This window comes from Amycolatopsis sp. NPDC004772, from assembly GCF_053601215.1.
In genome coordinates this window covers 1-13059 of the sequence record NZ_JBSGBK010000068.1, presented here as the reverse complement: position 1 = coordinate 13059, position 13059 = coordinate 1, and the positions used below count along the sequence as shown (strand labels likewise).

The following is a 13059-nucleotide window of genomic DNA, read 5'->3' as shown; positions in this document are numbered from 1 at the left end:
CAGGCTCAGCCGACGCGCAGGGTGAGCGTGCCGGCCGAGTAGGCGGCGGCGTACAGCGTGGTCTCGGGGTGGTAGAGCCGCAGCGAGACGGTGGCGCTCAGGCTGAAGCTGAGGCGGAGCGAGAACCCGCCGTTGGGCCGGCAGGTCGTGTCGGCGATGTTCACCCAGGCCCCGGCCTGCAGCTGCTGCACGACGACGGTCTCGACGCTCCCTTCGGAGCGGGCGGCGTCGAGCACCTTCAGGTTGCCCTTGAGATCGACCTTCTCGCCGACCTCGACGTGGTCCTTGCCCAGCTTGCCCTCGACTTTCACCTTGCCCTTGCCGGCTTCGGTGGCCGCGGCCAGGGGAGCGGCCGGGGCCGCGAGCGCCGGCCCGGCGAGGGCGAGGGTGACGGCCAGAGCGGTGAGGATCCTGCGCGGTGTCCTGATCATGAGCCGAGTGGAGCACCGGGAGCGGAGCGCGGCGCGCGGTGACCCCCGGTCGGGGCGCCGACCGGACCTCTTCGGGTGCTTCCGCTTGCCGGCAGCGCCGTGAACGCCACGAAGGCCGCATCCGGGGGACGCCCCCGGATGCGGCCTTCGGCGACTTCAGCGGTCGGCGACCGCCGCCTCCGCGGCCTGCAGCCACTCACGCCACTGCGCGGCCTGCTCGTCGGCCTTCTTGGCCCGGCGCTCGTCCCCGGCCGCACGCGCCTTCGCCGCCTGCGACTCGAACTGCTCGACCCGCTCGCGGAACTGGGCCGCGCGGGCCTGGGCCTCCGGGTCCGTCCGGCGCCACCGCGAGTCCTCCGCCGCCTTGACCGCGTCCTGGACCGCCTTCAGCCGGCCGTCCAGCTCGCGGATGCGCTCGCGGGGGACCTTGCCGATCTCGTCCCACTGCTCCTGGATCCGCCGCAGCGCGCTCTTCGCCGCCTCCAGGTTGGCCGCCGCGTCGATCTTCTCGGCCTCGACCAGCAGCTCTTCCTTGCGGGCGGCGTTCGCGCCGAACTCCGCGTCGCGCTCGGAGAACACCGCGGACCGGCGGGCGAAGAACTTGTCCTGCGCCGCGCGGAACCGCTGCCACAGCGCCTCGTCGCTGTCCTTCGGCGCGCGGCCCGCCGCCTTCCACTCGGTCATCAGGTCCTTGTAGCGGCCCGCCGTCTCGCCCCAGTCCTCGGACTCGCTGATGGCCTCGGCCTCGGCGATGAGCTCTTCCTTGCGCTGCTTGGCCGACGCGCGCTGCTTGTCCAGCTCGGCGAAGTGCGAGCCGCGGCGGCGGTTGAACGCCTCGCGAGCCTTCGAGAACCGCTTCCACAGCTCGTCGTCGGTCTTGCGGTCGACGCCCTTGACCGTCTTCCACTCGTCCAGGATCGCGCGCAGCCGGTCGCCCGCCGCCTTCCACTGGGTGGAGTCGGCCGCGATCTTCTCGGCCTCCTCGGCCAGCGCCTGCTTGCGCGCGACCGCGGCCGCCCGCGCCTCCTCGCGCTCCGCCTTCGCGCTGGCCAGCGCCTTCTCGGCGTGCCCGATGACGTACTCCAGCCGCGCGGCGAGCGCGGCCAGGTCGCCGACCACGGCCGCCTCGGCCAGGCCGTCGCGGATCTGGGTGGCGCTCGACAGCGCGTGCTTCGGGTCGCCGGCCCCGGAGATCAGCCGGGTCTCCAGCAGCTCGACCTCGGTGCGCACGTCGTCGAACCGGCGTGCGTAGTGCACCAAGCCCTCGTCGGGGCTGCCGGCCTGCCAGACGCCGACGGCGCGCTCGCCCTCGGCGGTGACGACGTAGACGGTGCCCTCGTCGTCGATCCGGCCCCAGGTCGACGGGGTGGGTTCGGCGGGCGGCACGGGCGGGGCGGCGTGCCCGGCGTGCAGCGCGTGCGGCACCGGGTGCGGGGCCGGGGTACCGGTGGAAGTGTTCTCCTGGGCCATCGCAGGCTCCTTATCGCCTGTACGCCCGCGGGTGCGGGCGCCCCGCCGCGAAGCGGGGCCGGGTAATGCGGTCGTCACGGGCCGTGCTCGGATGCTACGGCCCCACGCGGCATTCAAGCAGCTCAGCGCGCACCGTGGTACTGGATGGGCCACCTGAAGCTCGTGATCCTACTTCCGGTGGACGCTCTCGATCGGCCCGCAGGTATCGTCAGCCGCCGTGAACAGCCCCGTCGTCCCGCTCGCGGTGGTCGGGCCGACGGCCACCGGGAAGACCGCGCTGGCCGTAGACCTGGCCCGCGAGCTCGGCGGCGAAGTCGTCAACGCCGACGCGATGCAGCTCTACCGGGGCATGGACATCGGCACCGCCAAGGCCACCGAGGCCGAGCGCCGCGGCGTCCCCCACCACCTGCTCGACGTCCTGGCCGTGACCGAGACGGCGTCCGTCGCGGCCTACCAGCGGCACGCGCGGGCCGAGATCGAGCGGCTGCTGGCGGCCGGGACGGTCCCGGTGCTGGCCGGCGGGTCCGGTCTCTACGTCCAGGCCGTGCTCGACGACCTGCGGTTCCCCGGCACCGACCCGGCCGTCCGGGCCCGGCTCGACGCGGAGGCGGAAGAACTCGGCACCCCCGCGTTGTACACCCGGCTGGGTGAGCGCGATCCGGTCGCCGCGGCCAAGATCCTGCCGACCAACACCCGCCGGATCGTGCGCGCCCTGGAGGTCATCGAGATCACCGGCGAGCCGTTCTCTGCGAACCTGCCGGCGCCGGGGCCCGCCCGCTACGGCACGGTCGTGCTCGGCGTCGATCGCGCGCCCGAGGAGCTCGACGAGCGGGTGAACGAGCGCGTGGTGCGGATGTTCGAGGCCGGGCTGGTCGACGAGGTCCGCGAGCTCGAAAAGCGGGGCCTGCGCGAGGGGAAGACGGCGTCGCGGGCGCTCGGCTACCAGCAGGTGCTCGCCGCACTGGACGGCGACGGCGACTTCGAGGCGGCCGCCGCGGCCACGGCGCAGGCCACCCGGCGCTTCGTCCGCAAGCAACGTTCCTGGTTCCGGCGCGACCAGCGGATCCACTGGTTCGACGGCGCCGATCCGGGGCTGGCCGCGCGCGTCCTGGATACCCTGGGCCGGTAATCTGGCCCCATGGGCGGAATCGAGTTCCTCAAGGGGCACGGCACGCAGAACGACTTCGTGCTGCTCCCCGATCCGGCGGGCCGCCTCGAGCTGACCGAAGCCAGGGTCGCCGCGTTGTGCGACCGCCGGCGAGGTCTCGGGGCGGACGGCGTGCTGCGCGTCGTGCGCGCCGCGGCGATCGGCGAACCGTCCGCGGGCGAGTGGTTCATGGACTACCGCAACGCCGACGGTTCGATCGCGGAGATGTGCGGCAACGGCGTGCGCGTGTTCGCCCGCTACCTGGTCGACGCCGGCCTGGCGGCCGAAGGCGAGTTCGTCGTCGGCACCCGCGCGGGTGATCGCCCGGTCGTGGTGCACCCGGATCGCTCGGTGACCGTCCGGATGGGACCGGCGACGATCACCGGCACGTCGGTCACGGTGGTGGCCGGCCGCCCGTTCTCCGGCGTCGCGGTCGACGTCGGCAACCCGCACCTGGTCTCGCTGCTCGACGACGACGTGGCCGGCCTCGACCTGCGCGACCAGCCGGATTTCGACCACGACGTGTTTCCCAACGGCGTGAACCTCGAATTCATCAACTACCTCGGCGAGGGCGCGCTGCGGATGCGCGTGCACGAGCGCGGCGTGGGGGAGACGCGCGCGTGCGGCACCGGCACGGTCGCCGCGGTGGCGGCCGCCTTCCATCTGGCGGGCACGGACACCGGAGCCTCCACAGTGGACGTCCCGGGCGGCCGTGTCGCGGTCACGGTGTCCCGCGGCGCCTCCACGCTGTCGGGCCCGGCGGAGATCGTGGCCCGCGGCGAGATCGACGAAGCCTGGTGGGCCGCCGCCGGTTCGTGACGCCCTAACCGGCCAGGATTTCGCCGAGGACGCGACGTCCTTCCGCGGCCTCCTCGCCGTCCCGGGTACAGGCGACGAGCGTCTTCCACAGCGCCCAGCCGCAGCCGCGCGTCCAGGTGGCGTCGTCGACCGACAGGAGTTCGCGGAACACCCGCCTGCCGTCGGCCGTCAGCAGGGTCCAGGCGATCGCCAGGTCGCACGCCGGGTCGCCGACCCCGCAGGTGCCGAAGTCGATGACGGCCGCCAGTTCGCCGTCGCGCAGCAGGAGGTTGCCCGGGGCCAGGTCGCCGTGGAACCAGCGGTCCACGCCGTCCCAGGGCGCCGCCAGCGCCGCCTCCCAAAGCGCCCCGGCGTCGCCGGCGCCGTCCAGCTTCGCCAGCGCGCGCCGGGCCTGCCCGTCGTAGGTGCGCAGGGTGGCGCCCCGGAACCAGTTGTGCTTCCCCGGCTGCGGGCCGTCCGTCGCGTCGACGCCCTGCATCGCCGCCACGAACCCGGCCAGGTCCCGCGCGAAGCGGACGGGGTCGGCCACCCCGTCCGCCGTCGCGGGTTCGCCGTCGAGCCACCGGTACACCGACCAGGCGAACGGGTAGCCCTCCCCGGGACGCCCCGCCGCCAGCGGGGCCGGGACCGGCAGCGGCAGCCGGGGCGCGAGCGCCGGCAGCCACCGCTGCTCCTTCTCGACGGCCAGCGCGTACTCGGCGGCGCTGGGCAGCCGGACCACCATCGTGTCGCCGAGGTGGAACGTGAAGTTGTCCCACCCGCTCGTCCGCACCGGCCGGACCGGGAGCCCGGCCCACCGCGGGAACTGGCCATCGATCAGCCGCCGCACCTGATCGGTGCCGACGCTGACCCGCCGCGGCAGCGGGCCGAGGTCCCGGGGCGCGTCAGACACTGGCTTCGACCGCGAAGTCGCCTTCGCGCGTGGTGATGCCGGCGACGGCACCCGCGACCCGGATGTCCGACTGGACGTCCGCGAACCGCGCCAGCAGCTCGGCCGGGCCGGTCACGGTCAGCGTCTCGACGGCCGCCCGCATCGACACCTTCGCGTCCGTCTTCGCCCGGCGCACCGCGGCGATCACCTGGCTCGCCAGCGCCAGCAGCTCCGGGTCGCCGTCGGACGGCGTCGCGGCCGGCCAGGCGGCCCGGTGCACCGAACCCCCCTGCCACCACGACCAGACCTCCTCGGTCGCGAACGGCAGGAACGGCGCGAACAGCCGCAGCACCGCCGACAACGCCGTCACCAGCGCGACCTGCGCGGACTCCGCTCCAGAAGGACCGCTGTCGCCGTACGCGCGGCCCTTCACCAGCTCGACGTAGTCGTCGCAGAACGTCCAGAAGAACGTCTCGGTCACCTGCAGCGCCCGCGCGTAGTCCAGCGCCTCCAAGGCCGCGGTCGCCTGCTCGACGACGACGGCCAGCGACGCCAGCAGCGCCCGGTCCAGCGGCTCGGTGACCACCGCGGACGGCGAAGGCACACCGAGGCCGAGGACGAACCGGCTCGCGTTGAGCAGCTTCGTCGCCAGCCGCCGCCCGACCTTCATCTGGCCTTCGTCCACGGCCGTGTCGACGCCGGGCCGCGCACTCGCCGCCCAGTAGCGGACCGCGTCCGAGCCGAAGCGCTCCAGCAGGTCCACCGGCGTCGTCACGTTGCCCTTGGACTTCGACATCTTCTTGCGGTCCGGGTCGAGCACCCAGCCCGCGATCGAGGCCGCCCGCCACGGCAGCACGCCGTGCTCCAGTTCCGCGCGCACCGCCGTCGAGAACAGCCAGGTGCGGATGATCTCGTGCGCCTGCGGCCGCAGGTCCATCGGGAACACCCGCGCGAACAGGTCGTCGTCCAGGCTCCACCGCCCGACGATCTGCGGCGTCAGCGACGACGTCGCCCAGGTGTCCATCACGTCGGGGTCGGCGGCGAACCCGCCCGGGACACCGCGCTGCTCCTCGGTGAACCCCGGCGGCACGTCGCTGCTCGGGTCCACCGGCAACGCGTCCGGCAGCAGGCGTGCGTCGTAGTCGGGCTCGCCGTGGTCGTCGAGCCGGTACCACAGCGGGATCGGCACGCCGAAGAACCGCTGCCGGCTGATCAGCCAGTCCCCGGCCAGGTTCTCCACCCACGACGAGTACCGGACGCGCATGTGCTTCGGCACCCAGGTCAGTTCTTCGCCGCGGGCGAGCATCTTCTCCCGGAAGGCCGCGTCGTTCCCGCCGTTGCGCAGGTACCACTGCCGGCTGGCGACGATCTCCAGGGGCTTGTCGCCCTTCTCGTAGAACTTCACCGAGTGCGTGATCGGCCGCGGTTCCCCGTGCAGGGCCCCGGCTTCGCTCAGCAGGCGGACCAGGATCTCGCGTCCCGTGTGGACGGTCTTGCCCACCAGCGGCGCGTACACCTCCGCGGGCACCCCGGACGGCGCGTCCGGCAGGAACCGGCCGTCGCGGCCCAGCACCACCCGCGTCGCCAGCCGCAGCTCCCGCCACCAGGTGACGTCGGTGGTGTCGCCGAAGGTGCACACCATCGCGATCCCGCGGCCCTTTTCCGGATCCGCGAGGTGGTGCGCCACGACGGGCACCTCGACGCCGAACACCGGCGTCCGCACGGACTTCCCGAACAGCGGCTTGAAGCGCTCGTCGTCCGGGTGCGCGACCAGGGCGACGCAGGCGGGCAGCAGCTCGGGCCGGGTCGTCGCGATCACCACGTCTTCGCCGTCCGGGCCGGTGAACGCGAGGTCGTGGAACGCACCCGGGCGTTCGCGGTCCTCCAGTTCGGCCTGGGCGACGGCGGTGCGGAAGCTGACGTCCCACAGCGTCGGCGCTTCGGCCTGGTAGGCCTCGCCGCGGTCGAGGTTGCGCAGGAACGCGCGCTGCGAGATCAGCCGCGAGTCGTGCCCGATCGTCTGATAGGTCATCGTCCAGTCGACCGACAGCCCGAGCTGCCGCCACAGCTGCTCGAAGACCTGCTCGTCGGTCTCGGTCAGCGCCTCGCACAGCTCGACGAAGTTGCGCCGCGAAATCGAGACCACGTCCTTGCCCGGCTTCTCCGGGGCGCGGAAGCCCGGGTCGTAGGGCAGCGACGGGTCACAGCGCACGCCGAAGTGGTTCTGCACCCGGCGTTCGGTCGGCAGGCCGTTGTCGTCCCAGCCCATCGGGTAGAAGACCTCGCGCCCGCGCATCCGCTGGAACCGCGCGAGGACGTCGGTGTGGGTGTAGGAGAAGACGTGCCCGATGTGCAGCGACCCGCTGACCGTCGGCGGGGGAGTGTCGATCGAGTAGATCTCGTCCCGGGTCTTGGTGCGGTCGAAGCGGTAGGCGCCGGTGGACTCCCATACGGGTACCCACTTGGCCTCCAGACCGTCGACACCGACCTTGTCCGGGACTCGCGGGCGTTCGTACGGGGTACTCATGAAGCAACTCTAGGGTGCGGCGGAACCGGTTTTCGCCTCGGTCGGCAGGTCGCGCATGTGCCGCAAGGGCGAGCAGACCACCCACAGCACCGACGCGGCCTCGCCGGCCACGGCCACCCACAGCGCGCCGCGCAACCCGAGCCCTTCGCCGAGCGCGCCGCCCAGCAGGCCGCCGAGCGGGATCGTGCCCCAGACGACGAACCGCACGCTCGCGTTCATCCGGCCGAGCAGCCGGTCGGGGCAGATCACCTGCCGGTAGGAGACCGAGGCCACGTTGTAGACGATGATCCCGAACCAGCCGAGCGCCGACCCGAACCCGGCGAGGACGAGCCGCCAGCCCGGCGCGGCCAGCGGGAGCAGCAGGTGGCCGGGGAGGGTGCACAGGGGAACCAGCCAGATCGACCGCGCCTGGCCGATCCGGCGGGTGAGCGCGCCCGAGCAGACTGCGCCGAGGATCCCGCCGGCACCGCCGACCGCCAGCAGCACGCCGACCGCGGCCGGGGCCAGCCCGACGGTCCGGGTCAGGAACAGCACATACACGGCGGTGAACGCGCCGCCGAAGAAGTTCGCCGTCGCCGTCGTGCCCACCGTCGCCCGCAGCGGCTTGTCGGAGAACACGAACCGCAGTCCTTCGGTGATCTGCGGGAGCAGCCGGGCGTGGCCGTCGCGCTCCGGCGCCGGTTCGACCGCGCGGATGCGCAGCAGGAACAGGGCCGACGTCAGGTAGCCGAGGCTGGTGACCAGCACGGTGTTCGCCGCGTTGAGGACCTGGACCAGCACGCCGGCCGCGCCCGGTCCGGCGATCTGCGCGGTCGACTGGACGGCCTGCAGCTTCGCGTTGCCCTCCAGCAGGTGCTCCCGCCCCACGAGCGACGGCAGGTAGGACTGGTACGCGACGTCGAAGAACACCGTCGCGATGCCCACGAACAGCATCACCACCACGAGCTGGACGAGCGTCAGCACTCCGGCCCACCACGCGAGCGGCACGGTGAGCAGCAGCGCGAAGCGGGTGAAGTCGGCGGTGAGCATGACCCGGCGGCGGCTCAGCCGGTCCACCCACACCCCGGCGGGCAGCCCGATCAGCAGGAACGCGAGCGTTTCGGCCGCGGTCAGCAGCCCCATCTCGAACGGCGTCGCGGCCAGCGTCACGGCCGCGAGCAGCGGAATCGCGGTGTACCCGACGGCGGTGCCGAACTGGCTGGCCGTGTCGCCGGCCCAGAGCCGCCGGAAGTCCGCGTGGCGGAAGAGTGACCCCCTATGCATGGCTCCCGAGTCTGGCCCGAGTGATTGGAAAGTGTCAATCACTGTTCGCTCTAAGCTGTGCGCGTGTCCCCTGAGCAACGACGTGCCGCCACCGAAGCCGAGGCCGCCGCGCTGGCCTCCGGAATACGGCTGCGCATCATCCGGTTGACCTTTTCGGAGGCGCTGACGAACAAGGAGCTGGCCGAAAGGCTGGGCCGGGACCCCGCGACGACCCTGCACCACGTGCGCAAACTCGTCGACACCGGCTTCCTCGCCGCGCAGCCCCCGCGCCGCGGGACCCGGGGCGCCCGGGAAATTCCGTATCTTTCGACGGGGCTTTCGTGGACACTCGACTCATGCGGTGACAAGGGCTTGGACCAGGCGATGCTCGAGGCTTATCTGGCCGAGATCGCCAAAACCGGTTTCGAGGGCGTGCACCAGACGCGCCTCGTCGTCCAGGTGGCCCCCGAGGAGCGGGCAGAGCTGGAAACGCGGCTCAACGCCCTGCTCGAGGAGTTCCGCGCGCGCCCGCGGCGCCCCGGCGCCGAGCGCACCGCGATCTACCTCGCCACCTATCCCAGCACGTAAAAGTTCGGTTCCCGCGGCGAATCGTGGGAACATGGAGGCACGATGACAGAACTGACACACACCGAAGACCACGACGACGACCTGTACGACCCGTCGACCGGCGAGATGGAGCTCGAAGACCGCGCGTCGCTGCGCCGGGTCGCGGGGCTGTCCACGGAGCTGGACGACGTCACCGAGGTCGAATACCGGCAACTGCGGCTCGAACGCGTCGTGCTGGTCGGCGTGTGGACCGAGGGCACGGCCCTGCAGTCCGAGGCGTCGCTGGCCGAGCTCGCGCGCCTGGCCGAGACGGCGGGCTCGGAGGTCCTCGAAGGCCTCATCCAGCGGCGGACCAAGCCGGACCCGGCCACCTACATCGGCTCGGGCAAGGTGCGGGAGCTGCGGGACATCGTCGGCTCCACCGGCGCCGACACCGTGATCTGCGATGGCGAGCTTTCGCCGGGCCAGCTGCGGCAGCTCGAGGAGAAGGTCAAGGTCAAGGTGATCGACCGGACCGCCCTGATCCTCGACATCTTCGCCCAGCACGCCCGGTCCAAGGAAGGCAAGGCGCAGGTCGAGCTGGCCCAGCTGCAGTACCTGATCCCGCGGCTGCGCGGGTGGGGTGCGTCGCTGTCCCGGCAGGCCGGTGGCCGCGCCGGTGGCGCGAACGGCGGCGTCGGCCTGCGCGGTCCCGGTGAGACCAAGCTCGAGACCGACCGGCGGCGGATCAACAAGCGCGTGGCGAAGCTGCGCCGGGAGATCGCGGCCATGGACACCATCCGCGAGACCAAGCGCGGGCGGCGGCTGGCCAACGAGGTGCCCAGCGTGGCGATCGTCGGTTACACCAACGCCGGCAAGTCGAGCCTGCTCAACGCCCTGACCGGGGCCGGGGTGCTGGTGGAGGACGCGCTGTTCGCCACCCTCGACCCGACCACCCGGCGCGCGCAGACGCCGGACGGCCGCGGCTACACGCTGACCGACACCGTCGGGTTCGTGCGGCACCTGCCGCACCAGCTGGTGGACGCGTTCCGCTCGACGCTGGAGGAAGCCGCGGACGCGGACCTGCTCGTGCACGTGGTGGACGGGTCCGACCCGGCACCCGAAGAGCAGGTCAGCGCGGTGCGCGAGGTGCTCGGCGAGATCACGCGCAAGCGCAAGGAGCCGCTCCCGCCGGAACTGCTGGTGATCAACAAGACCGACGCGTCCGACGAGGTCAGCCTGGCCCGTCTGCGGCACGCGCTGGCCGGGTCGGTCCAGGTCTCGGCCCGGACCGGGGCGGGCATCCCGGAGCTCGTCGAGGTGATCGCCGACCGCCTGCCGCGGCCGGAGGTCACGGTCGAGGTCCTCGTGCCGTACTCGCGCGGCGAGCTGGTCGCGCGGGCGCACGCGGACGGCGAGGTCCTCGAAGAGGAGCACGCCGAGGAGGGCACGCGCCTGCTGGTGCGGGTCCGCCCGGACCTCGCGGCGGCTTTGCGCGAGTACGAGACCAACTCGACCAGGGCCTGACACGTCTCCGTAGTGTGCGACCGGAGTGGTCGCACACTACGGAGGTGGCTGGGTGCGCTGGGCTGTCGTTCTGGTCTTCACGATCGTGCTGGGCGGGGCGGCCCCCGCTTGGGCGGCTCCGGCGCCGGAGCCGTTGTGCACGATGAAGGACTCCCGGATCGGCGAGCTGTCCGGCCTGGTCTCCGACGGCTCCAAGCTGTACGCGATCAACGACGGCGGCAGCAAGGTCCAGGTGTTCGTACTGGGCCGGGACTGCAAGGTGCAGAAGGTCCTCACGGACAAGACCGACCCGTTCGACGTCGAGGACCTGGCCCGCACGCCGGACGGGACGCTGTGGCTGTCCGACACCGGCGACAACAAGAAGGGCCGGCTGACGGTCGCCCTGCTGGAGATGAACCCGCAGGGCAAGGTGACCCTGCACCGGCTCACTTACCCGGACGGCCAGCACGACACCGAAGCGCTGATCATGGACAAGGCGGGCACGCCGTACCTGATCACCAAGGACATCCTCGGCGAGGCCCGGGTCTACCGGCCGTCGGGGCCGCTGGCGAGCCCGGGCCCGACCACGCTGGAGAAGGTCGGAACGGTGAAGATCGCCACCACGGACACCCAGGGCGGCCCGGTCGGTTCGATCGGCTCGGTCCTGGTGACGGGCGGAGCCTCGATGGCCGACGGCAGCGCGGTGGCCTTGAGGACGTACACGGACGCGTACGTGTACGCGGCCCCGGACGGCGACGTCCTGGCGGCCCTGCAGCGCAACCCGGTGCGAATCCCGTTGCCGGGGGAGAAGCAGGGCGAGTCGATCGCGTTCGACCCGGACGGCACGCTGATTTCGGGAAGTGAAGGAGTGGGCCAGCCGCTGCGCACGGTGAAGGGCGCGGCGGCGTTGGCTGCTTCGGCAGCGCCGGCGTCGGACGGAACCCCGGCATCGAGCACGGCCGGCGGCGGATCTTCGGACGGCGGCGGAGTGCCGATCCTCCCGGCAGCGGGAATCGCGGTGGCGGTGGCGGGCTTGGGCTGGTTCGGGTTCAGCAGGCTGCGTCGCCGCCGAGGCTGAGCGGCGGGCGAGCCCCTCCGCGCGGTGCGGGGCGCGGCGGCACTGGCCGCGCAGTCCGTCGCACCGGCGGAGGGAACGACCTTGACCGGCACGAGCGCGTCGTCCGGCTCGGCGGAGGACGGGGCCGGGCTCCCCGTCCTGCCTGCCGCCGGGATCACGGTCGCCATGGTCGGTCTCGGCTGGTTCGGCTCCCCACGGCCGAAGATCATCCGATCCGGTGAATCTCCCGGGCCGTGCGAAAGCCCGGAAGCCAGTTCCTAGAGGCGGCGGAGCACCGCCACGACCTTGCCGAGCACCGTGGCGTCGTCGCCGGGGATCGGCTCGTACGCCTCGTTGTGCGGCATCAGCCAGATGTGGCCGCCCTTGCGCTTGAACGTCTTGACCGTGGCCTCGCCGTCGATCATCGCCGCGACGATCTCGCCGTTGTCCGCGTCCGGCTGCTGGCGGACCACGACCCAGTCGCCGTCGGTGATGGCCGCGTCGACCATCGAGTCACCGGTGACCTTCAGCAGGAACAGCTCGCCCTCGCCGACGATCTCCCGCGGCAGCGGGAAGACGTCCTCGATGGCCTGCTCGGCCAGCACCGGGCCACCGGCGGCGATCCGGCCGACCAGCGGCACGTACGCCGCCTTCGGCATGACCGGCTGCTGGTCCATCTCGATGCCCATGGGGTTGTCGTCGGTCGCCGCGAGCACGCCGACCGCGCGCGGACGGTTCGCGTCCCGGCGCAGGTAGCCCTTGCGCTGCAGCGCGCGCAGCTGGTGCGAGACCGACGACGTCGACGTCAGCCCGACCGCCTCGCCGATCTCGCGGACGCTCGGCGGGTAGCCGAACCGGCTCACCCACGTGCGGATCACGTCGAGCACCTGCTGCTGGCGGACGGTGAGGGTCTCGTCCACGTCGTACACCTCGGGCATGGCGTGCACCTTGCCCGAGCCGCCGGGGGACCCGCTGGTCCTGCCCGCCTTGTTCTCCTTCGCCACTGCGTCGCCTCCCAGACGTTCGCTGCACGTATCTGCGCGCCGGCCGCCGCCCGCGGGGTTGCGGGCAGGCTCGCCGGCGGCATCTGCCCGGCAGATGCCCTGGTCACCGACGTTAGCCCCCGGGCACGACGATTTCAAACATCTGTTCGATCGACACGCCGTGTCCGCTCGATTTTGTCGGTGGCAGGTGGTAGACCTTCGCACGGGCGTTCGATAGAACGCCTGTTCGACCTTGATCCACGGGCCGCTCCCGGCCCCGGAAACGGGCGGACATCAGGGTTTCGAGGAGGTTCGGATGTCCATTCTGGCCGAACGCGGACACGTTCGCCCGGCGACCCCGGTCCCGGCGCCCCTCCGTCCCGTGCGCGTCCTGCGCGGGCGCCGCGGCGAGGTGCACCGCCCGCCGACGCGCGCGCGGGTCGTGGCGGGCCGGCGCCCG

11 protein-coding genes are annotated in these 13059 nt (G+C 72.5%); 5 read left to right on the top strand and 6 right to left on the bottom strand.

Annotation, left to right across the window (positions count from 1 at the left end):
• Positions 1-5 precede the first annotated feature (5 nt).
• Positions 6-431 carry a hypothetical protein gene (locus ACWEF6_RS31335; RefSeq protein WP_449686243.1) on the bottom strand — a complete coding sequence of 142 codons (426 nt, stop codon included), beginning with the start codon at positions 429-431 and terminating at the stop codon, positions 6-8.
• A 156-nt stretch (positions 432-587) separates the two neighbouring features.
• Entirely contained in the window at positions 588-1901 is a 1314-nt protein-coding gene (locus ACWEF6_RS31330; protein ID WP_449686242.1) for a DUF349 domain-containing protein, read from the bottom strand.
• Positions 1902-2118: 217 nt separating this feature from the next.
• Here ACWEF6_RS31330 and miaA point away from each other — a divergent pair, with 217 nt between their 5' ends.
• Together miaA and dapF are read left to right on the top strand one after the other, a co-directional pair.
• Positions 2119-3030: a tRNA (adenosine(37)-N6)-dimethylallyltransferase MiaA gene (miaA, locus tag ACWEF6_RS31325; RefSeq protein WP_449686241.1), complete on the top strand. Its 912-nt coding sequence runs from the start codon at positions 2119-2121 to the stop codon at positions 3028-3030.
• Between the two features lie 9 nt (positions 3031-3039).
• Complete coding sequence (gene dapF / locus ACWEF6_RS31320; RefSeq protein ID WP_449686240.1) at positions 3040-3867, top strand: diaminopimelate epimerase; 828 nt, start codon at positions 3040-3042, stop codon at positions 3865-3867.
• A gap of 4 nt (positions 3868-3871) precedes the next feature.
• Here dapF and ACWEF6_RS31315 read toward each other — a convergent pair whose 3' ends face one another.
• From ACWEF6_RS31315 to ACWEF6_RS31305, 3 genes are read right to left on the bottom strand one after another with little or no spacing between them, the layout of a single operon-like run.
• The gene (locus ACWEF6_RS31315; protein WP_449686239.1) at positions 3872-4759 is read right to left on the bottom strand and encodes an aminoglycoside phosphotransferase family protein; all 888 of its coding nucleotides are present in this window, start codon (positions 4757-4759) and stop codon (positions 3872-3874) included.
• The gene (gene valS, locus ACWEF6_RS31310) at positions 4752-7265 is read right to left on the bottom strand and encodes a valine--tRNA ligase (RefSeq protein WP_449686238.1); all 2514 of its coding nucleotides are present in this window, start codon (positions 7263-7265) and stop codon (positions 4752-4754) included. The genes ACWEF6_RS31315 and valS overlap by 8 nt, the downstream gene beginning before the upstream one ends.
• A gap of 9 nt (positions 7266-7274) precedes the next feature.
• On the bottom strand, positions 7275-8528 hold the full coding sequence (locus ACWEF6_RS31305; RefSeq protein ID WP_449686237.1) for an MFS transporter: 1254 nt from the start codon (positions 8526-8528) through the stop codon (positions 7275-7277).
• A 63-nt stretch (positions 8529-8591) separates the two neighbouring features.
• Here ACWEF6_RS31305 and ACWEF6_RS31300 point away from each other — a divergent pair, with 63 nt between their 5' ends.
• The 3 genes from ACWEF6_RS31300 to ACWEF6_RS31290 are packed head-to-tail and all read left to right on the top strand — an operon-like array spanning position 8592 to position 11637.
• Entirely contained in the window at positions 8592-9095 is a 504-nt protein-coding gene (locus ACWEF6_RS31300; protein WP_449686236.1) for an ArsR/SmtB family transcription factor, read from the top strand.
• 42 nt (positions 9096-9137) lie between these two features.
• Complete coding sequence (gene hflX, locus ACWEF6_RS31295; protein WP_310976394.1) at positions 9138-10580, top strand: GTPase HflX; 1443 nt, start codon at positions 9138-9140, stop codon at positions 10578-10580.
• A gap of 52 nt (positions 10581-10632) precedes the next feature.
• Positions 10633-11637 (top strand): esterase-like activity of phytase family protein, encoded by a 1005-nt coding sequence (locus tag ACWEF6_RS31290; protein WP_449686235.1) that lies wholly within the window; start codon positions 10633-10635, stop codon positions 11635-11637.
• 257 nt (positions 11638-11894) lie between these two features.
• Here ACWEF6_RS31290 and lexA read toward each other — a convergent pair whose 3' ends face one another.
• On the bottom strand, positions 11895-12554 hold the full coding sequence (lexA, locus tag ACWEF6_RS31285) for a transcriptional repressor LexA (protein ID WP_167384977.1): 660 nt from the start codon (positions 12552-12554) through the stop codon (positions 11895-11897).
• Positions 12555-13059 lie beyond the last annotated feature (505 nt).